We start from the raw sequence: 19,802 nt of genomic DNA, 5'->3' as shown, positions 1-19,802 counted from the left end.
CGTGACCACACCCGTCACCGCGACCGCCGGGGCCCCGGTACGCGGCCGCGCCGCGTTCCACCGGCTGCGCGTGGCCGACGTCGAGCGCCTGTGCGACGACGCCGCCGCTGTCACCTTCGACGTCCCCGACGACCTCGCCGAGGAGTTCGCCTTCGCCCCCGGGCAGTCGCTGACCCTGCGCCGGGTGGTCGACGGCGTGGAGGAGCGGCGCAGCTACTCCATCTGCTCGGCGGTGGGGGAGGCGCCCCGCGTGGGCGTGCGCCTGGTCACCGGAGGCCTGTTCTCCACCTGGCTCGTCCGCGAGGTCGCGCCCGGTGACGAGATCGAGGTGGGGGCGCCCTCCGGGCGGTTCAGCCCCGACCTCACCGAGGCCGCGCGGCACGTGCTCGTCGCGGCCGGATCGGGCATCACACCGGTGCTGTCCATGGCGGCCTCGCTGCTGCGCCGCACCGACTCGCGCGTCACCCTGCTGTACGGCAACCGGCGCAGCGACACCGTGATGTTCGCCGACGAGATCGCCGACCTCAAGGACGCGTTCGGGCCCCGGTTCGAACTGGTCCACGTGCTCTCCAGGGAACCGCGCGAGTCCGACCTGTTCACCGGCAGGCTGGACGGCGCCAAAATGGACGCCCTGCTGTCCGGCGTCGTCGCCGCGGACGCGGTCGACCACTGGTGGCTGTGCGGGCCCTATGGGATGGTCACCGACGCCCGAGAGGTGCTCGCCCGCCACGGGGTGGAGGCGGAGCGCGTCCACCAGGAGCTGTTCTTCGTCGAGGGAGCCGAGCCGCCGCCGCAGGCCCGCCACGAGGACCCCGAGGTGGAGGGACCCGCGAGCGAGGTCACCCTCGTCCTGGACGGGCGCACCACGACGCTGACCCTGCCCCAGGGGGTGCCGGTACTGGACTCCGCGCAGCGCTACCGCCCCGACCTGCCCTTCGCCTGCAAGGGCGGGGTGTGCGGGACCTGCCGGGTCAAGGTGTGCGACGGCGAGGTGACGATGCGCCGCAACTACGCGCTCACCCCCGCCGAGGTGGCGTCCGGGTACGCCCTGGCCTGCCAGTCGCTGCCGCGGACCGACACCGTGACCGTGGACTTCGACTCGTGAGCGCCTCCGCGCCGCAGGGGCGCAACGAGACCGCGTGGCGGATGTTCGAGGCCGACCGGGCCTCCAAGGGCCTGGGGATGCGGCTCGTGGAGGCCCGGGACGGGTACGCGGTGGTGGAGATGGTCGTGGGGCCGCTCATGCTCAACGGCCACGACATCACCCACGGCGGTTTCGTGTTCACCCTCGCGGACACGGCGTTCGCCTGCGCGTGCAACCTCGACGGCGGCGACGTCACCGTGGCCTCCGGCGCGGACGTGACCTTCGTGGCGCCCACCAGGGAGGGGGACCTCCTGGTGGCGACCGCCGTGGAGAGGGTGAGGTTCGGCCGCAGCGGTGTCTACGACGTCACCGTGCGCAGAGGCGACGACGTCGTCGCCGAGTTCCGCGGGCGGAGCCGGAGCCTGCCCGGGCGGGCCTGACGAGGGCGGTGGCCGGCCGGGCCCGCAGGGCCCCGCTTCCGCCGCCGGGCGCGTGCTCCGTACGGGGACGACACGCTCCTCCGGTGCTCGGAGTGAGAGCGCTAACAAGATTGCACCGCACCAGTCGTCGCCAGTGCCGTGAACATTGAACCTTTCCGGCGAGTGGGATATGTTAGCGCCAACTCAGGCCCCCGGGCCTACCTGACCGAGCCGCCAGCCAAGGAGCCACGGGTGGAGCCCACCCCCTCATCCACCCGGACCAACCGCGATCCCGCGATGACGGACGTCGCACGTCTGGCGGGGGTGTCCCACCAGACGGTGTCGCGCGTACTCAACGGGCACCCCAACGTGCGCGAGCAGACCAGGTTGCGGGTGCGGGCCGCGATCGCACAGCTCGGCTACCGGCCCAACCGGGCGGCGCGCACGCTGGCGACCGGCAGGTCCCAGCTCATCGGGGTCGTGGCGCAAAACTCCACCCTGTTCGGCCCGTCCTCGCTGCTGGCCGCCTTCGAGCTGGCCGCCGCGGCCCGGGGTTTCGTGGTGAGCGTGCGCCGGGTCCGGGTCCTGGACCGCGTCTCGATCGCCGCCGCCGTGGAGCACCACCGCGAACAGCGGGCCGCCGGGATCGTGGTGATCGCCCCCACCGCCGCCGCCGACGAGGCCCTGACCGAGGTCCCCACCGACGTGCCCCTGGTGGCTGTCGACGGCGACCCCTCGCGCGCCGGGGCCGCACTGGTCACCGTCGACCAGGAGGCCGGGGCCCGGCTGGCCACCCGCCACCTGTTGGACGCCGGGCACGCGACGGTCTGGCACGTGGCGGGCCCGGAGGACTGGTTCGACGCCGCCGGACGCCAACGGGGGTGGCGGCAGACCCTGGAGGAGGCCGGAGCGGAGGTGCCGCCGGTCAGCCCGGCCGACTGGAGCGCCGCCTCCGGGTACCGCGCGGGGCTCATGCTCGCGCGGATGCCCGAGGTCACGGCGGTGTTCGCGGCCAACGACCACCTGGCGCTGGGACTCCTGCGCGCCATGTCCGAGCGCGGCCGGTCGGTCCCCGGGGACGTCAGCGTGGTCGGGTTCGACGACGTACCCGAGGCGGGCTACTTCATCCCGCCGCTGACCACCGTGCGCCCCGACTTCGACACCGTCGCCGCCGAGGCGCTCAGCCTGCTGCTCTCCGGGATCTCCGGGGAACAGCGGGCCGAGCGCCGCGTCGTCACCCCCACGCTCGTGGAGCGGGAGAGCGTCTAGCCGCTGCGCGCCGGACGCGCGGACCCCGAGCGCAGTCCCGGCAGGATCGGTCCCGAACCGCCCGCGCGCCTCTTGTTGTAGATGTCGAAGGCCACCGCGAGCAACAGGACCAGGCCCTTGATGAGCTGTTGCCAGTCCACGCCCAGGCCGATCAGCGACATGCCGTTGTTGAGCACGCCCATGAAGAGGGCGCCGATCACCGCGCCGATCACGCTACCCACACCGCCGGTCGCCGACGCCCCGCCGATGAAGGCCGCCGCGATCGCGTCCAACTCGAACATGGTGCCCGCGCCGGGAGTGGCGGCGTTCAGGCGCCCGGTGAAGACGAGCCCGGCCAGCGCCGAGAGCACCCCCATGTTCACGAACACCCAGAACGTCACCCGGCGGGTGCGGATGCCCGACAGCGCGGCGGCCCTCTCGCTGCCGCCCACGGCGTACACGCGCCGCCCCATGGTCGTGGAGCGCATCACGAACGCGTAGCCGCCGATCAGCGCGATCAGCAGCACTCCCACGAGCGGCAGACCGTTGTGCCCGGCCAGGGCGTAGGTGAACGCGACGATCGCGGCGGAGACCGCCACCGAACCCGCGACGGTGACCGCGGCGGGGGGAACCGGGAGGTCACGGGCCAGGGACCGGGCCCGCGAACGCCACTGGACCCACACGAGGGCCGCCGCCCCGACCACCCCGAGGGCCAGGGTGGGCAGGTGGAGGCCGTCGGTCTGCCCGGGGAGGAAACCGCTGGCGATCACCCGCAGCGACTGCGGGAGCGGGGCGATGGACTCCCCGCCCAGGGCCGCCAGCGTGGCGCCCCGGAAGATCAGCATCCCGGCGAGGGTGACGATGAACGCGGGGACTCCCACGTAGGCGACCCAGAAGCCCTGCCACGCGCCGATGGCCGCGCCCAGCAGCAGCGCGAGCGGGACCACGACGGGTGTCGGCAGCCCCCACGAGGTGAGCATGATCGCCGACACCGCGCCGGTGAAGGCCACCACCGAACCGACCGACAGGTCGATGTGCCCGGTGATGATCACCATCATCATCCCGATCGCCAGGATCAGGACGTAGGAGTTCTGCATGATCAGGTTGGTGAGGTTGAGCGGGGTGAGCAGCAGCCCTCCGGTGAGGACCTGGAACAGGATGATCACGGCGACCAGGGCGATGGCCATGCCGTACTGGCGGGTGTTGCCCCGCAGCAGCCCCCTCAGGGGGATTCGGGTCGGGTGGTTCACGTCGGGTCCCCGGTTCGGGTCATGAGTCTCATCAGGTTCTCCTGGTCGGCGTCGGCGGCCGCGACCTGGCCGGTGACGCGTCCCTCGCACATGGCGTACACGCGGTCGCTCATGCCGAGGACCTCCGGCAGTTCGGAGGAGATGAGGAGCACGCAGGCGCCCTCGGCCGCCAGGCGGCGCACGATCAGGTAGATCTCGTACTTGGCGCCCACGTCGATGCCTCGGGTGGGCTCGTCCAGGATCAGCAGCTCGGGCCGGGTGAACATCCACTTGCCCAACACGACCTTCTGCTGGTTCCCGCCGCTGAGGGTGCGCACGGTCTGGTCGACCCCGTGGCTGCGCACCCGCATGCGTTCGCTCATGCGGCGGGCCTCGACCGTCTCCAGCCCCGGGTCGAGGACCCCGCGGGTGGAGACGCGGTCCAGGGCGGCCAGGGTGGTGTTGTGCCGGATGTCGTCGTCCAGGACCAGCCCGAGCGACTTGCGGTCCTCCGGTACGTAGGCCACCCCGGCGGCGATGGCGTCGGCGACGTCGCCCACCCGCAGCTCGACGCCCTCGCGCAGCAGGGAGCCCCGGACGTAGCGGCCGTAGGAACGCCCGAACAGGCTCATCGCGAACTCGGTGCGTCCGGCCCCCATGAGCCCGGCCAGCCCCACGACCTCGCCGCTCCGCAGGGTCAGGTCCACGCCGTCGACCATGCGCCGACCGGCCTGGGTGGGGTGGTCCACGGTCCAGTCGCGCACCTCGAAACGGACCGGACCGACCTCGCCGACGGGGTCGGGGTAGCGCTGGTCCAGGTCCCGGCCGACCATCCCCCGGATGACGCGGTCCTCGTCGATCGAGGCCGCGCCCCCGGGACCGCGTTCCACCTTCAGGGTCTCGACGGTGCGCCCGTCGCGCAGGACGGTGACCTCGTCGCTCACCCGCATCACCTCACCGAGCTTGTGCGAGATGAGGACGCACGCCACCCCCTGCTCACGCAGGTCCAGGAGCAGGTCGAGCAGCCGGTCGCTCTCGGCCTCGTTGAGCGCCGAGGTCGGCTCGTCGAGGATCAGCAGCCGGACGTCCTTGGCCAGCGCCTTGGCGATCTCCACCATCTGCTGGGCGCCGATGCTCAGCGCGGAGACGGCGGTGGCGGGGTTCTCGTCCAGCCCCACCCGCAGCAGCAGTTCACGCGCCCGGGCGTGGGTGGCGCCCCAGTCGATGACGCCGTAGCGGGTCTCCTCGTGGCCCAAGAGCACGTTCTCGCTGATGGACAGCTGGGGGACGAGGGCGAGTTCCTGGTGGATGATGGCGATCCCGGCCCGCTCGCTCGCCGCGACGTCGGAGAAGGCGCGGGGTACGCCGTCCACCTCCACCAGTCCGGTGAAGGAACCGGCCGGGTGCACCCCGCTGAGCACCTTCATCAGGGTGGACTTGCCCGCCCCGTTCTCACCCATGAGGGCGTGGACGCTTCCGTGGGCCACGTCCAGGGAGACCCCGTCCAGGGCCCGGACCCCGGGGAACTCCTTGCGGATGTCCCGCATGCGCAGAAGCGGTGACTCGGGGTTCGGGGCACTCATTCGAGGTCGGTCTCCTCGTAGTAGCCGCTCTCGACCAGCACCTCGTGGTAGTTGTCGAGGTCCACCGAGACCGGCTCCAGCAGGAACGAGGGCACGACCCTGACGCCGTTGTCGTAGGTGTCGGTGTCGTTGACCGGTACCTCGTCGCCCGCCAGGATCGCCTCGGACATGTCGACGGTCTGGGTGGCCAGCGCGCGCGTGTCCTTGAAGACGGTCTGGGTCTGCTCCCCGGCGATGATGGACCGCACCGAGGACAGGTCGGCGTCCTGACCGGTGACGATCGGCAGGGGGCGGGACTCGGTGCCGTAGCCCACCGCTCGCAGGGACTCGATCACCCCGAGGCTGATGCCGTCGAAGGGGGACAGGACCGCGTCCACCTCCTCCTCGGAGTAGTTGGCGCTGAGCAGGTTGTCCATCCGCGACTGGGCCACGGCGCCGTCCCAGCGCGGCGTGGCGATCTGCTCCATGGAGGTCTGCCCGCTGCGTACCTCCAGGGTGCCGTCGTCGATGTGCGGCTGGAGCACCGACATGGCGCCGTCGTTGAAGAAGTAGGCGTTGTTGTCGTCGGGGGAGCCGCCGAACAGTTCGATGTCGAACGGACCGTCCTCGTTCTCCAGGTCCAGCGAGTCGACGATGTACTGGCCCTGGAGCACGCCGACCTCGAAGTTGTCGAACGTGGCGTAGTAGTCCACGTTCTCGCTGCCCATGATGAGCCGGTCGTAGGCGATCACCGGGATGTCGTTGTCGGCGGCCGTGTCGATCACGTCGCCCAGGGCCTCACCGTCGATGGACGCGATGACCAGGAGGTCCACTCCGCGCGTGATCATGTTCTCGATCTGGGAGATCTGGTCCTGGACGACGTCCTCGGCGTACTGGAGGTCGGTGCCGTAGCCGCGCTCCTCGAACTCGGCGACCATGTTGGCGCCGTCGTTGACCCAGCGTTCGGACGACTGGGTGGGCATGGCGATGCCGATGACCCCGTTCTCACCCTGGGGGCGGGCGGCGTCACCGACCCCGTTGCAGGCGGTCAGGGCCAGGGTCGCGCTGACGAGGGTCGCGGTGAGGGGGAGGAGGGGTGGTCGTGACATCGGTCCTGCTTTCCTGGGGAGTCTCGTGAGGGGGAGGACCGGCGCCGGGGCGCCGGTCCGCTGCGGTGCCCGGGCCGTCTCAGACCTGGACGTACTCGATCCCGGCCAGCTCGCACAGGACCTTCCAGTCCTGGGCGATCCGACCGGCGTTCATGACCATGTGGTGGGTGCCGCCCGCCCGCAGCCAGGCGTCCATGCAGCCCCGGACGCCCGACGCGGGGCGGAACTGTCCGTAGGGCATCTCCAGCGCGGGCAGCGCGGGGGAGTCCAGTACCTCGCCCTCGGCCACCACCAGGCGGAAGCGCTCGCCGCCCAACGAGACCAGGGAGGCCAGGGTGGCGGGCCCCGGCCGGTACCGGAACAGGATGGTCGGCGGGTCGGCCAGGCCCCCGATGCCCAGGGGGCGCTTGATCATCCGGGTCGGCTCGTCCTCGCGGGCCAGCCGCCAGTTCCCCTCGCCCATGTGGCTCATCAGGACGGAGTCGCTGGGGAAGTCCATCGCGTACATCTCGGTGAAGTGGCCGTCCCCCGCCAGCCGGTGCCCGGCGTGGACGATGGTGGCCGCCAGGACGTCGCCCTCCCCGGCGAACCCGTAGCCCTGGGCCATGAGGGTCGAGGCGGCCGCCATGGGGAGGCGGGCGAAGCGGCCGTCCTCCCCGATGGCGTCGAAGTGGGTGGAGTAGGCACCGCACCCCGACTCCTCCAGGAGGCGTTCGATGCCCAGCTGCATACGGGCGTGGTCCTCGCGTTCCTCCCGGGACAGACGGTCGTCGACGTCGAACACCTCGTCCTCCCACGAGAGGAGGTCGTCGACGGCCTGTTCGGGCAGGTCGGCCATGGTGCGGTGCAGGGCGCCGGGGGCGATCACGTGCACCTCGGGACCGAGCTTGCGCAGGAGCGCGGTCTCGTCCACCCGGGCGTCGCCCATGCCGTTCATCGGGTAGCCGAACACGCCCACGCGCAGCCGCCGCAGCGCGCTGACGGTGTGCGCGGCCCGGGCCCAGCGGCCCACCCGCTCCGCGAAGTCGGGACTGCGCCAGTCCCCGGTGACGACCTCGAAGTCGACTCCGGCCCGGACCAGCGCGTTGGCGGTGTCCTGGGCCCCGTGGATTCCCTGGTTGTAGGTCATGTCGGCCATGTCCCAGGAGGCGCTGACCGCTGGGTCGGGCTGGGTGTTGGCGAGAGCGAGGGGGAGCCGGGTCCCGGTCAGGGCCCGCGTCACGCGCAGGGAGGGGCCGTAGGTGAGCATGACGACGAGGACCCCGTCCAGGTCCCGGCCCTCGAAGTCCCGGATCGCCGCCTCGGCGTCCTCCCGGCCGCGGACCGGTGGTGCGAGGGTCCACTCGGCCGCGTCGGACAGGCCGTCGGCGAGCCGACGGGCGTAGGCGGCCTGGTGCTCCGTGATACCGGGGATCATGGCGTCGTAGAGCGGCTGCATGACGCCGAGGAGCCCGATCCGGGGACGGCGGTCGCCTACGGCCGGGTTGCGGCTCGCGGGGGGCGTGGGTGGGGGCACGGGGCTTCCTTACTGTCCGTAGGCGTTCTGGTAGCGGTGGTGGAGGGCGTCGATGTCGGCCTGGGGCAGGCGTTCGACGGGGCCGCCCTGGCGGGCGATGTGGACGGTGCGGGCCACGTCCTCGCACATGACCGCGGCCTTCACGGCCGCCTTCGCGGAGGCGCCGACGGTGAACACGCCGTGGCCGCGCATGAGGACGGCGGGGGAGCGGTGGCCCTCCAGGGTCGTGACGATGCCCCGGCCGATGGAGTCGTCCCCGATGAGCGCGAACGGGCCCACCGGGATGTCGCCGCCGAACTCGTCCGCCATGGCGGTGACCGCGCAGGGGATGGCCTCCCCCCGCGCCGCCCAGGCGGTGGCGTAGGGGCTGTGCGTGTGCACCACCCCGCCGACGTCGGGGCGGGCGCGGTAGACGTGGGCGTGGGCGTCGGTGTCGCTGGAGGGGTGGTGGTCACCCTCGACGAGGCGCCCGCGCAGGTCGCACACGACGACGTCCCGTGGGCGCAGGGCGTCGTAGGAGACGCCGCTGGGCTTGATCACCATCAGGTCCGTGCCGGGGACGCGGGCCGAGACGTTGCCGCTGGTCCAGGTGACCAGGTTCCACCGGGGGAGTTCCGCGTGGAGTTCGCAGACCCGCAGGCGCTGGCGCTCCACCTCCTCGCGGTGCCGGGCGAGCTGCTGGCGGGGGTCGGTCGGGGGCGGTTCGGTGGTGGTCATCGCTCCTCCTTCACTGGCGCGGTGGTGTCGGTGGGGCGGTCGGCGGCACCGGGGGCCCCACCCGGGGAGGCGCCGGTGAACGCGGCGCGGCGCAGGGCGCGCAGCTGCCGGAGGCTGTCGCTGCCGCCCCGGCCGAAGTGGTCGTGGAGTTCGGTGTAGATCGCGAACAGCGGCTCGTAGGCGGCGGCGCGCTCCGGGTCGGGGTCGACGGTGTCCGCGCGCACCCGTCCCATCGCCGCGGACGCCGTGTGGACGTCCGGGTGGGCCCCCGCCGCCACCGAGGCGTGGATCGCGGCCCCCACGGCGCAGCTGTGCTCGGAGGCCACCACCCGAAGCGGCCGGTTCAGCACGTCGGCGTAGACCTGGAGGACGAAGGGGTTGCGCACCATCCCCCCGCCCACGGTGAGGTCGAGCACCGGTATCCCGGCTCCGGTGAAGGCCTCCACGATGGTGCGGGTACCGAAGGCGGTGGCCTCCACCAGGGCCCGGTAGACGTCTTCGGGACGGGTGGCCAGGGTCATGCCGACCAGCACGCCGGACAGGGAGTGGTCGACCAGGACCGAACGGTTGCCGCTGTGCCAGTCCAGGGCCACCAGACCGTGCTCTCCCACGGCCGCGCGGGCGGCCCTGTCGGAGAGCAGCTCGTGGACGGACACCCCCAGCGAGGCGGCCTCCTCGTGGTAGGCGGGGGGCACGTGGGTGTCGACGAACCATCCGAAGACGTCGCCCACGCCGCTCTGCCCGGCCTCGTAGCCCCACATGCCCGGGGTGATCCCGCCCAGGGCCATGCCGCACATGCCCGGCACCTCGGCCAGGACCTCGGAGTTCATCACGTGGCACGTGCTGGTCCCCATGATGGCGAGCATTCGGCCGGGACCGGTGGTCTGGGCGGTGGCCGCCGTGACGTGCGCGTCGATGGTGCCGACGGCGACGGGGGTGCCCTCCGGCAGACCGGTCCAGGCGGCGGCGCGCGCCGTGAGGCCGCCCGCGCGGTCGCCCACCTGGGAGAGCGGGTGGTCGAGCCGTGCACCGACGAAGTCGGCGAAACCCGGGTCCAGAGCGGCCAGGAAGTCCCGTGAGGGCCAGGCGCCGTCCTGGTGGAGGCCCTTGTACCCGGCGCAGGCCGCGTTGCGGGTCTCGTGCCCGCACAGCTCCCAGACGATCCAGTCGGCGCCCTCGATCCAGCGCTCCGTGCGTTCGTACACCCCGGGGTCGTCGCGCAGGACCTGGAGGGCCTTGGCGAACTGCCACTCCGAGGAGATCCTGCCGCCGTACCGGGGCAGCCAGGCCTCGCCGCGTTCGGCCGCCAGGGCGGTGATCTCGTCGGCCTCGGGCTGGGCCGCGTGGTGGCGCCACAGCTTCGGCCAGGCGTGCGGTCGGTCGGCCAGGTCGGTGAGTTCGCACAGCGGGGTGCCGTCGGCGGTCACGGGCAGGACCGTGCAGGAGGTGAAGTCGGTGCCGACGCCGATGACCCGGTCGGGTGTGACCCCGGCCTTGCGCAGCGCCTCGGGGACGGCACGTCTGAGGACCTCGCGGTAGTCGTCGGGGTCCTGGAGAGCGCTGTCCGGTTCGAGGGCGACCGTGCGGCCGGGCAGGCGGTCGGTGATGACGCCGTGCCGGTAGGCGTGTTCGGCCGTGCCCAGCTCGGCGCCGTCGCTGACCTGCACCACCACGGCGCGGCCGGAGAGGGTGCCGAAGTCGATCCCGACCACGACCGGTTCGTGGGCCGTGCGGGCTCCCTCCTCAGCCTCCGCAACAGGATTGTGGGCGTTAACATTCGCGGCCAAGGAGTGATCCCTTCACGGGTGCGCAGGCTGAGCGGGCCCTTCTGACTCCGGATTCCGAAGCTCTGGGGGGTTCAGTGTGAGCTGGCCAACATTGTTGGCGTTAACAATCCATGAAGTCAACCCCCCACCGCCCACGGGTAGGCGCCCGCACCCCTCGGGGTACGGGCGCCTACCCGCGCCGGGTCAGCCGCGGGCCGCGGGTGCGGGGCGCGCCCCCTCCGCCGCGTCGGGGACCTCGGAGGAGGCCTCGGCGCCGGAGCGCTCCCGGTCGGTCATCCCCGCCGTGACGGCGATGCCGAGCCCGACCAGGGCGAGGACCACGCCGATCACGGCGGGGGAGACGTAGCCGAGTCCCATCCCGATGCCGAGTCCGCCCAGCCAGGCGCCGCCGGCGTTGGCGAGGTTGAACGCCGAGTGGTTGGTGGCGGAGGCGATGGTGGGGGCCGCCTCGGCCTTGCTCATCACCAGTACCTGGAGCGGCGCCGTCACACCGAAGCCGACCGCGCCGAGCACCACCACGGTGGCGGCGGCGGTCCAGGGGTGGTGCACGGTCAGGGTGAACAGCGCCAGGACACCGGCCAGCGAGGCGAGGGAGACGTAGATGGTCGGACGCAGCCAGCGGTCGGCGACGGGCCCCACCACCAGCGACCCCAGGGTCATCCCCACGCCGAACAGCGCCAGGACGATCGGGACCCCCGTGCTGGGCATCCCCGCCAGTTCGGTCATCATCGGCGAGATGTAGCTGTAGACCGCGAACACCCCGGCGAAGCCGAACACCGCGGTGGCCAGCCCGAGGACCACCTGCGGGTGACGCAGCGCGGCCATCTCTCCGCGCAGGCCGCCCACGCGGGAGGCCGGTGTGTGCGGCACGAAGCGCGCCACCCCGAGGATGGTCAGGGCCGACAGGGCCACCACGACGAGGAAGGCGGTGCGCCACCCGAGCAGCTGGCCCAGCAGGGTCCCGGCGGGCACCCCCACGATGTTGGCCACGGTCAGCCCGAGCATCACGCGCGCCACGGCCGTCGCCCGGCGCGCCGGTCCGGCCAGGTGCGCGGCCACCAGCGCGGCGAGGCCGAGGTAGGCGCCGTGCGGGAGCCCCGCCAGTACCCGGGAGGCGAACACCGCCCCGTAGGAGCTCGTCATGACGGTGGCCAGGTTCCCGACCAGGAAGATCCCCATGAACACCAGCAGCATGGTCTTGCGCGGCAGGCGGGTTCCCAGGGCGGTGAGCAGGGGCGCTCCGACCACCACCCCGAGCGCGTACGCGGAGATCAGGTACCCGGCGGTGGAGATGGGCACGTCGAGGTCGGCGGCGACCTCGGGAAGCAGCCCCATGATGACGAACTCGGTGGTGCCGATGGCGAAGGCCCCGAGGGCCAGGGCGAACAGGGCCAGAGGCATGGCGGTGCCCCCTTCGGAGGGTGGACGGCGGGACGCGCGGGTCGGTGACCCCGCGGTGCGTGCGGGCGTGGGGCGCGACGCGCAGACGGGTCGCTCGGAGGGGTGGAGCACAGGGATTTAGCACGTGCTAAATCAACAATGGCACCGGCTTCGGAGAAATTCCAACGGGCGGCACGTGATCTGGATCGCGCCCCGGGACCGCCGGAGATCGCCGGGCCGCCGCACCGACCGCGGCACCCGGCGACCGGCGGTCCGCGAGGGTCTCAGCGGCGTGGGGGAGCGGTGCTCTCCCGCACGGTGAGCGTGGTCGGCAGCAGCACGTGCCTGCCCTCGGCGCGGCCCTCCTCCAGACGCTCCGCCACCGCCTCCAGGGTCAGCTCGGCGATGCGCGTCACGTCCTGGCGCACCGAGGTCAGGCTGAGGAAGGACAACCGCGCCGCCCGGCTGTCGTCGTACCCCACCACCGACACCTGCCCGGGCACGGACCACCCCGCGCGGACCAGCGTCTCCATGAGTCCGCGCGCGGACTGGTCGTTGCAGCACACCACGGCGGTGGGCACCGCCTCCCGGCCGAGGAGCTCGGACGCGGCCCGGGCCCCGTCCTCCTCGGTGTAGCCGCCCCGCACCAGGTCCGCCTCCGCCGCCAGGCCGTGGCCGCGCATGCCCTCCAGGTACCCGGCCGTGCGTTCGGGAGCGCCGGGAAGCCCGCCCCCGTGCACGTGGACGATCCGCCGGTGGCCGAGGGCGACCAGGTGGTCGACCGCCTGCCGCACCCCGGAGACGGCGTCGGTGCGCACGCTGTCGGTACCGGCGGCGTTGGTGCGCTGGCCGATCTCCACCACCGGTACCCGCTCGGCCACGCGGGCCAGGTCCTCCGGGGCCTGCGCGGACATGCCGATCAGGACCAGGGCCTCACAGCGCAGCCCGACGAGCTCGTCGATCGCCTGCCGTTCGGTGCGGTTGGCGAGCATCGCGCTGAGCGCCAGACCGTAGCCGAGTCGGGCCGCCTGCGGGTACAGGGCCTCGACCAGGTCGGCGTCCATCGGGTGCTCCATGGTGAACAGCACGCCCACCTGTCGACTGCGCGCCCGGCGCAGCAGCTGGGCCGCGGTGTCGGCGCGGTAGCCGAGCTCCTCGGCGGCGCGCAGCACCCGTTCACGGGTGGCCGCGCTGGGGCCGGGCCGGTCGCCCAGGACGAGCGACACCAGCTGCCGGGAGACACCCAGGTGCGCCGCGACGTCGGCCATCGTCGGCCGTCCGCCCGCGGTTCCACCAGCCGCCATCGAGACCCCCTCCCACGCAGGCGCATCGTATCCGTTCCCCACGCTGATCGACCCGTGAACCTCACGCCGCGCGTGCGCATCAGAGTGGCCGATCGATGTTCCCCCCACTTCTGCCTGAAGGGCCGCCATGTCCCCGATTCCGGACCCCGTCCCCCCGCCGCGCGGGCTCTCCCCTCTGCACGAGGGCGACCCGGTGGCCATCGGCCCCCACCGCCTGGTGGGAAGGATCGGGACCGACAGCGCCGGCACCGTCTACGGCGCCCTCGACGACCGGGGTGCGTGCGTGGCGGTCAGGACCGTGCGCGCCGACCTCGCCCGCCGCCCCGGGTTCCGGGAGGCGCTCACGCGGGAGGTCGCCGCGCTGGCCCGCGCCGACGGCGTCGGTTTCGCGCGCCCGCGCGTCTCGGCCCCGGGGGCCGAATCCCCCTGGGTGGCGTTCGACCACGTTCCCGGACGGAACCTGCGTGACCACGTGCGCGTGTTCGGCCCGTTGGCGGGCCCTGTGCTGCGCACGTTCGCCCTGGGTGTGGCGGAGGGGCTGGCGGCCCTGCACGCGGTGGGAATCGCCGATCGCGACCTCGAACCCGGCAACGTCGTCCTCTCACCGGACGGGCCGAGGATCGTGGACCTCGGTATCGCGGGCGGCACCGGAGCGGAGCGGACCGGGGGCGCCCCGTCCTCCTCCGGCTCGCTCGGGGGGAGCGCGCCCCACGACGGAGCCGGGGTCGGCCCCGCCGCCGACGTCTTCGCCTGGGGCGCGCTGGTCACGCTGGCCGCCACGCGGCGGGGGCCGTTCGCTACCGCGGAGACGGCGGAGCTGGAGTACGGGCCCCGTGCGGGGGAGTACGACCTCACCGGGCTCCCCGAGGAGTTGCGTGGCCTGGTCGGCGCCGCCCTGGCGGTCGACCCGGCGCGGAGGCCGAGCTCGGAGCAGCTGGTCAGGGCCCTGCTACCCGGGTCCGACGTGGATCGAGCGACCGTCGCCGACGGCCTGAGACGCATGATCGGTGACCACTGGCGGGGCGTGGACGCGGCCGGGCACGATCCGGCGAGTTGGGCCGCCGCGCTGGAGGCGCGGGGTGGTCCCGCCGGGGTCGGCGCGCCGACGGACACGGTGCCGGGGGTGGCCGCTCCCGGCCGCGGGGTGGTGGCCGCGATCGCGTCGTCGAGGACCGGTAGGGCGATCGCGGGTGTGCTGGCCGTCGCCGGGATCGCCGCAGGAGGGTACGTCGTCTACGACCAGGTGATCGGTCGGCCCGCGGACCGGATCAACGCGGCGGCGAACGCGCTGGAGGAGGGGTCGGGGTTCACCGCCCGGGTGACCCGGAGCCCCACCCGGGCGTACGCGGAACAGGTCTCGGAGGAGACGGGGCAGCCGGTGGAGGCCGTGGTGGAGGAGGGCCGGGTCGAGGAGGAGTACCTGTACTCGGCCCAGGAGGGGAGCCTCCTCATCCGGGGCGCGGTGATGGGCCCGGGGACGGTGGCGGTCGCCAGTCACCGGGATGACCTGTACGTGTACGCGTCGCGGACGCAGGACCGGGGGTTGGAGCAGGAGTCCCAGAGGAACCTGTCCGTTGACGTGTCGGGGGTGAGCCTCTCCTTCGGTGAAGAGGGCCAGCACGGGCTGTGGCGACCCTCGGCCGAGCCGCTGGAACTCGACCCCGACACGAACGCCGACTCCGTCTCCGTCTCGTTGCTCGTCGGCCCGCTGAGGACCCTGGCCGACGCACAGGACACGGAGGCGCTCCGGGGGGAGAAGGGCGTCTACGCGGGGTCCACGGTCCTCGCACTCCTGGAAGAGGGCTTGCTGGTCACGGAAGAGGTGACCGGTCGGGTCGGACTCGACGCGGAGGGCCACCCGGACTGGGCCGAGTACGGCACGGACCGCTGGGACGTGCGGGTGGACTTCGACCAGGTGGGCGAGGCCGCGGAGCTGGAGGACCCCCAGGTGTGGGCGGCGGGCAACGACGGGTTCGGTTGGGACGTGGTGCACGCCCCGGTGTGCGGCTCGGTGCGCCTGCCGGACTGGGTGGACGAGTGGGACGCGGAGCGGGAGTGGGAGGTCCGGGCCAGCGGCTGGGGCGTGGACTGTGACTACGCGATGGAGCTGGCGGAGCTGAACCGCGACGTGAACGCGCAGAGCGACCGGTCCGAGCTGTTGCACGGCGCGAGGGGGCCCCGGAGCGGCGTGTGGCTGTACGACGACGCCGTGGCGTGCGGCCTCTACTGGAACGAGTTCGTCATGGAGGGGGGCCATCCCGCGCCCTCCTACGGGTACGGCCCGTGCCAGGAGGCCTCCGTGGTGTCCCGGGACGACTCCGACCCGCTCCGCGTGGTGTCGGAGGTCGATTTCGGCGCGGTCACCCTGATCGACTTCCATGAGCGGGGCTGACGCCGCCGCCCTCGGGGAAAGGCGAAGGGGGCGCGCCCGTGGGCGCGCCCCCCGAAGCCTGGCCGGGTCCCACGTCCCCCAACGTGGGACCCGACCGCGCGGCCTACGCACTAGGTGCGGTCTGGCCGCTGGGAAGGCGGTTGTAGCGATGGTTTCGTGTCAGAAACCCCCATTGCCGACACGAACGCGTACAACCGCGCATGGTCTTGAGGTGTTCTCGGAAGCTTCGCACAGATCCGGTGGGTGTGTTGGGGTCGGGGTCGGTCTGGGGTGCTTCACCTGTGAGAACGCTTCTCTGAGCATAGGTGTTCCCGGTGAGTGCTCCGATTTTCGTTTGGCCCGGTAAAAAGCGGGTGCGGACTCCGGCACGGGGGGTCCAAGTCCTTCGCGGCCCCGGTCGGCGAGGGGCGACCGGGCCGGAGGGGTCGGCCCCGCCACGCCCCGCCCGACCCGGGGAGCTCGCGCTGGTCGGGGATCGCGGATGGGCGGTCCCGGCCGCCGGACCCGTCGGCGGTGGGCGGTCCTCTCCGCGGTTCCGGACGGGGACGCCGCGGTGGGGACCACCGGGGAGTGGAACCCGCCACGCGACGGAGAGGGAGACGTCACTCGACGCGGGTCGGAGTGCCGGTTGCCGTGGTGCCCGCCCGGGTGTGCGCTCCGGGGGCCGCGTCGGTTCGGTCGAAGGGGCCCGCTTCGGGGCATAGTGACCGGTAGCGGACATCGGTCGGCGACGTGGTGTGCCGCTCCGGCCACCCCGGGTCCCCGGGGTCCGCGCGCGGGAATACCTGGCTCCGGGGCGGGGTTCCGCATGATAGTTTCATCGAAAGTATTTTCCTGAGAAGCTATTTGGATCGGGGAACGGCCATGCAGTTCGGAATCTTCTCGGTCAGCGACGTGACGACCGACCCCACGACGGGACGTACGCCGACCGAGGGCGAGCGGATCAAGGCGATGGTGCGGATCGCCCTGAAGGCCGAGGAGGTGGGCCTGGACGTCTTCGCCACCGGCGAGCACCACAACCCGCCCTTCGTGGCCTCCTCGCCCACGACCATGCTCGGTTACGTCGCGGCGCGGACCGAGAAGATCATCCTGTCCACCTCCACCACCCTCATCACCACCAACGACCCGGTCAAGATCGCGGAGGACTTCGCGATGCTCCAGCACCTGGCCGACGGGCGCGTGGACCTGATGATGGGCCGGGGCAACACCGGGCCGGTCTACCCCTGGTTCGGCCAGGACATCCGCCAGGGCATCCCGCTGGCGCTGGAGAACTACAACCTCCTGCACCGCCTGTGGAGGGAGGACGTCGTCGACTGGGAGGGCAAGTTCCGCACGCCGCTCCAGGGCTTCACCTCCACCCCGCGCCCGCTCGACGACGTGCCGCCGTTCGTCTGGCACGGCTCCATCCGCAGCCCGGAGATCGCCGAGCAGGCCGCCTTCTACGGTGACGGCTTCTTCCACAACAACATCTTCTGGCCCGCCACCCACACGAAGAAGCTCATCTCCCTGTACCGCCGCCGCTACGAGCACTACGGCCACGGCAGGGCCGAGCAGGCCGTCGTGGGGCTCGGCGGCCAGGTGTTCATGCGCAGGAACTCCCAGGACGCGGTCAAGGAGTTCCGGCCCTACTTCGACAACGCCCCGGTCTACGGCGGCGGCCCCTCCCTGGAGGAGTTCACCCGCGAGACCCCGCTCACCGTCGGCAGCCCGCAGGAGGTCATCGACCGTACCCTGGGGTTCAGGGAGTCCTTCGGCGACTACCAGCGCCAGCTCTTCCTGATGGACCACGCGGGGCTCCCGCTCAAGACCGTGCTGGAACAGCTCGACATCCTCGGTGAGGAGGTCGTCCCGGTGCTGCGCAGGGAGTTCGCGGCGAAGAAGCCCGCCCACGTGCCCGACGCGCCCACCCACGCCTCGCTCCTGGCCGCGAAGGAGCGCGCCACCACGAACACGGAGGTCCAGGAATGACCCGCAGGCTCGTCACCGTCACCGCCGGGCTCAGCAACCCCTCCTCGACCCGTCTGCTCGCCGACCGGCTCACCGCCGCCGCCGAGGAGGCCCTCGCCGACCGAGGCGAGAAGGTCGAGGTCAGGGTGGTCGAGCTCCGCGACCTGGCCCACGACATCATGAACGCCATGACCACCCGCGTCCCCACCGGTGACCTGTCCGGGGTGCTGGCGGACCTGGCCGAGGCGGACGGGATCATCGCGGTGACCCCGGTCTTCAACGCCTCCTACAGCGGCCTGTTCAAGGCGTTCTTCGACGTCGTCGACACCGAGGCGCTGGACGGCAAGCCGGTGGTGGTGGCCGCCACCGGCGGCAGCCCCCGCCATTCGCTGGTGCTGGAGCACGCCCTGCGCCCCATGTTCACCTACACCCGCTCGATCGTGGTGCCCACGGGCGTCTACGCCGCCTCCGAGGACTGGGGCGCCGGCGAGAGCGGCGGCCGCGAGCTGTCCGAGCGCGTCGCGCGGGCCGCCCGGCAGCTGGCCCTACTGGTCACCGACAGCGCCCCCACGGCCGCCGACCCCTACGAGGAGCCCACGCCCTTCGCCGACCTGATGTCCGGCCTGGGCAGGTGAACCCCGCCCCCGCAAAGCCGGGGCCCACCGCCGACCGCCCTGCACTGCGCACCCCGCGTTGTGCAGGGCACAACTTTGTCCGCACTCCCTTCTGCCTGGTCCGAGGGCGTCCCTAGAGTCATCCCACCGATGGGTCGGTACCCGCTTTCCCTACCTCCGACCTGGGGAGTTTCGATGCGACTCACTACCCCCGCGCGCCTGTGCGCACTCCTCGGACTCGCGGTCCTGACCACCGCCTGCGCCCCCCTCCAGACCACCGGAGCCGCCTCCGGTGTCGACGAACCGGACGGCACCCTGCGCGTCTGGCTGTTCTCCGAGGTCGATCAAGGGCCCAAGGAACGGGTCGTCGACGAGGCCGTCACCGAGTTCGAGGCCGCCCACGACGGGGTCGACGTCCAGGTCCAGTACATCCCCGTCGAGACCAGGGCCGAGCGCTTCCAGGGCGCCTTCCTCGACCCCGCCTCCGCCCCCGACGTCGCCGAGTACGGCAACACGGACCTGGCCGGGTACGTGGAGTCGGCGGGCTTCGTGGACATCACCGACGACCTCGCCGACTGGGCGCCGCACCGGGACATCGCCGACGACGTCGCGGCCACCGCACGGGTGGACGGCGCCTCCTACGGCGTGCCCTGGTTCCTGGGCGCCCGCGCCCTCTTCTACCGCACCGACGTGCTGGAGGAGCTCGACCTGGAGGTCCCCGCGACCCTGGAGGAGCTCGTGGAGACCGGCCGCGCGGTGCGCGAACACGACCCCGGCATGCTGGGAGTCTCCACCGGAGGGGCCTACACCTACGCCATGATGCCGTTCGTGTGGGCGCACGGCGGCGACATCGCCGAGGCGCGCGGCGCCACCCACACCGCCGCCATCGACTCGGAGGCCTCGCGACGGGGCCTGGAGCTGTACACGCGCATCCTGTCCGACGACGTCTGCCCGCCGCAGACCTGCTCGCAGATGACCGGGGACGCCTCCGTGCAGAACTTCCTCGCGGGCAACGCCGCCATGACCATCGGCGGCAACTTCAACCTGAACGCGCTGCGCGACAGCGACGTCGCCGACGTCGCCGCCGTCGTCCCGCTCCCGGGCGTCGAACCCGGCACGGTGGCCCCCGCCTTCGCCGGGGGCAACAACCTCGGAGTCCTGGCCGGTACGGAGCGCCGCACCCTCGCCGTGGAGTTCGTGAAGCTCCTGGCGGGCAAGGAGTACCAGCTGAGGATGTACGAGGCCATGGGCAACCTGCCCGCCTACACCGACGTGCGCGAGGAACTGGCCGCCTCGGACGAGGAGATCACCCCGTTCGTGGAGACCATCGACGCCGGGACCCGGTTCGTCCCGGTCACCGGAGCCTGGGCGACCGTCGACGCCGAGGGCGTCCTGCCCACCATGGTGCAGCGGGTGGCGGCCGGGAACGCCACCGTGGAAGAGGCCGCCGACGAGGCCGCCCGGGCCCTCGACACCGCGTTCGGGGAGGGATGA

15 protein-coding genes are annotated in these 19,802 nt (G+C 72.5%); 7 read left to right on the top strand and 8 right to left on the bottom strand.

Going from position 1 to position 19,802, the window contains the following annotated elements:
- The first annotated feature begins 1 nt into the window (after position 1).
- From paaE to ABZ635_RS12140, 3 genes are all read left to right on the top strand, one after another.
- Positions 2–1,105 (top strand): 1,2-phenylacetyl-CoA epoxidase subunit PaaE, encoded by a 1,104-nt coding sequence (paaE, locus tag ABZ635_RS12150; RefSeq protein ID WP_357762983.1) that lies wholly within the window; start codon positions 2–4, stop codon positions 1,103–1,105.
- Between the two features lie 41 nt (positions 1,106–1,146).
- Entirely contained in the window at positions 1,147–1,524 is a 378-nt protein-coding gene (paaI, locus tag ABZ635_RS12145; protein WP_357763150.1) for a hydroxyphenylacetyl-CoA thioesterase PaaI, read from the top strand.
- 231 nt (positions 1,525–1,755) lie between these two features.
- Positions 1,756–2,772, top strand: coding sequence for a LacI family DNA-binding transcriptional regulator (locus ABZ635_RS12140; protein ID WP_357762980.1), 1,017 nt, complete (start codon positions 1,756–1,758; stop codon positions 2,770–2,772).
- Here ABZ635_RS12140 and mmsB read toward each other — a convergent pair.
- The 8 genes from mmsB to ABZ635_RS12100 form a co-directional block, all read right to left on the bottom strand.
- Positions 2,769–4,001 (bottom strand): multiple monosaccharide ABC transporter permease, encoded by a 1,233-nt coding sequence (gene mmsB, locus ABZ635_RS12135; RefSeq protein ID WP_357762977.1) that lies wholly within the window; start codon positions 3,999–4,001, stop codon positions 2,769–2,771. The two genes, ABZ635_RS12140 and mmsB, sit on opposite strands and share 4 nt — an antisense overlap.
- Complete coding sequence (locus ABZ635_RS12130; RefSeq protein ID WP_357762974.1) at positions 3,998–5,563, bottom strand: sugar ABC transporter ATP-binding protein; 1,566 nt, start codon at positions 5,561–5,563, stop codon at positions 3,998–4,000. The genes mmsB and ABZ635_RS12130 overlap by 4 nt, the downstream gene beginning before the upstream one ends.
- The gene (gene chvE / locus ABZ635_RS12125; protein WP_357762971.1) at positions 5,560–6,651 is read right to left on the bottom strand and encodes a multiple monosaccharide ABC transporter substrate-binding protein; all 1,092 of its coding nucleotides are present in this window, start codon (positions 6,649–6,651) and stop codon (positions 5,560–5,562) included. Before chvE ends, ABZ635_RS12130 begins: the two co-directional genes overlap by 4 nt.
- 79 nt (positions 6,652–6,730) lie before the next feature.
- Positions 6,731–8,167: an L-fucose/L-arabinose isomerase family protein gene (locus ABZ635_RS12120; RefSeq protein ID WP_357762968.1), complete on the bottom strand. Its 1,437-nt coding sequence runs from the start codon at positions 8,165–8,167 to the stop codon at positions 6,731–6,733.
- Between the two features lie 9 nt (positions 8,168–8,176).
- Positions 8,177–8,884 (bottom strand): L-ribulose-5-phosphate 4-epimerase, encoded by a 708-nt coding sequence (locus ABZ635_RS12115; RefSeq protein WP_357762965.1) that lies wholly within the window; start codon positions 8,882–8,884, stop codon positions 8,177–8,179.
- Complete coding sequence (gene araB, locus ABZ635_RS12110; protein ID WP_357763148.1) at positions 8,881–10,596, bottom strand: ribulokinase; 1,716 nt, start codon at positions 10,594–10,596, stop codon at positions 8,881–8,883. The genes ABZ635_RS12115 and araB overlap by 4 nt, the downstream gene beginning before the upstream one ends.
- A gap of 258 nt (positions 10,597–10,854) precedes the next feature.
- On the bottom strand, positions 10,855–12,072 hold the full coding sequence (locus ABZ635_RS12105) for an MFS transporter (protein WP_357762962.1): 1,218 nt from the start codon (positions 12,070–12,072) through the stop codon (positions 10,855–10,857).
- Between the two features lie 263 nt (positions 12,073–12,335).
- Complete coding sequence (locus ABZ635_RS12100) at positions 12,336–13,319, bottom strand: LacI family DNA-binding transcriptional regulator (RefSeq protein ID WP_357763145.1); 984 nt, start codon at positions 13,317–13,319, stop codon at positions 12,336–12,338.
- A gap of 163 nt (positions 13,320–13,482) precedes the next feature.
- Between ABZ635_RS12100 and ABZ635_RS12095 the strand changes: the two genes are divergently transcribed.
- The 4 genes from ABZ635_RS12095 to ABZ635_RS12080 all read left to right on the top strand — a co-directional run bounded on the left by ABZ635_RS12095 (position 13,483) and on the right by ABZ635_RS12080 (position 19,802).
- Positions 13,483–15,747 carry a serine/threonine protein kinase gene (locus tag ABZ635_RS12095; RefSeq protein ID WP_357762959.1) on the top strand — a complete coding sequence of 755 codons (2,265 nt, stop codon included), beginning with the start codon at positions 13,483–13,485 and terminating at the stop codon, positions 15,745–15,747.
- Positions 15,748–16,611: 864 nt separating this feature from the next.
- A complete protein-coding gene (locus tag ABZ635_RS12090; protein ID WP_357762956.1) occupies positions 16,612–17,715 on the top strand; it encodes an LLM class flavin-dependent oxidoreductase in 1,104 nt (367 codons plus the stop codon).
- Entirely contained in the window at positions 17,712–18,329 is a 618-nt protein-coding gene (locus ABZ635_RS12085; protein ID WP_357762953.1) for an FMN reductase, read from the top strand. The genes ABZ635_RS12090 and ABZ635_RS12085 overlap by 4 nt, the downstream gene beginning before the upstream one ends.
- A gap of 174 nt (positions 18,330–18,503) precedes the next feature.
- On the top strand, positions 18,504–19,802 hold the full coding sequence (locus tag ABZ635_RS12080) for an extracellular solute-binding protein (RefSeq protein WP_357762950.1): 1,299 nt from the start codon (positions 18,504–18,506) through the stop codon (positions 19,800–19,802).

The organism is Nocardiopsis sp. NPDC007018, from assembly GCF_040635075.1.
In the GTDB taxonomy this organism is placed as follows: domain Bacteria; phylum Actinomycetota; class Actinomycetes; order Streptosporangiales; family Streptosporangiaceae; genus Nocardiopsis.
The sequence above is the reverse complement of the archived record's forward strand: the minus strand, read 5'-3'. Positions and strand labels throughout refer to the sequence as shown.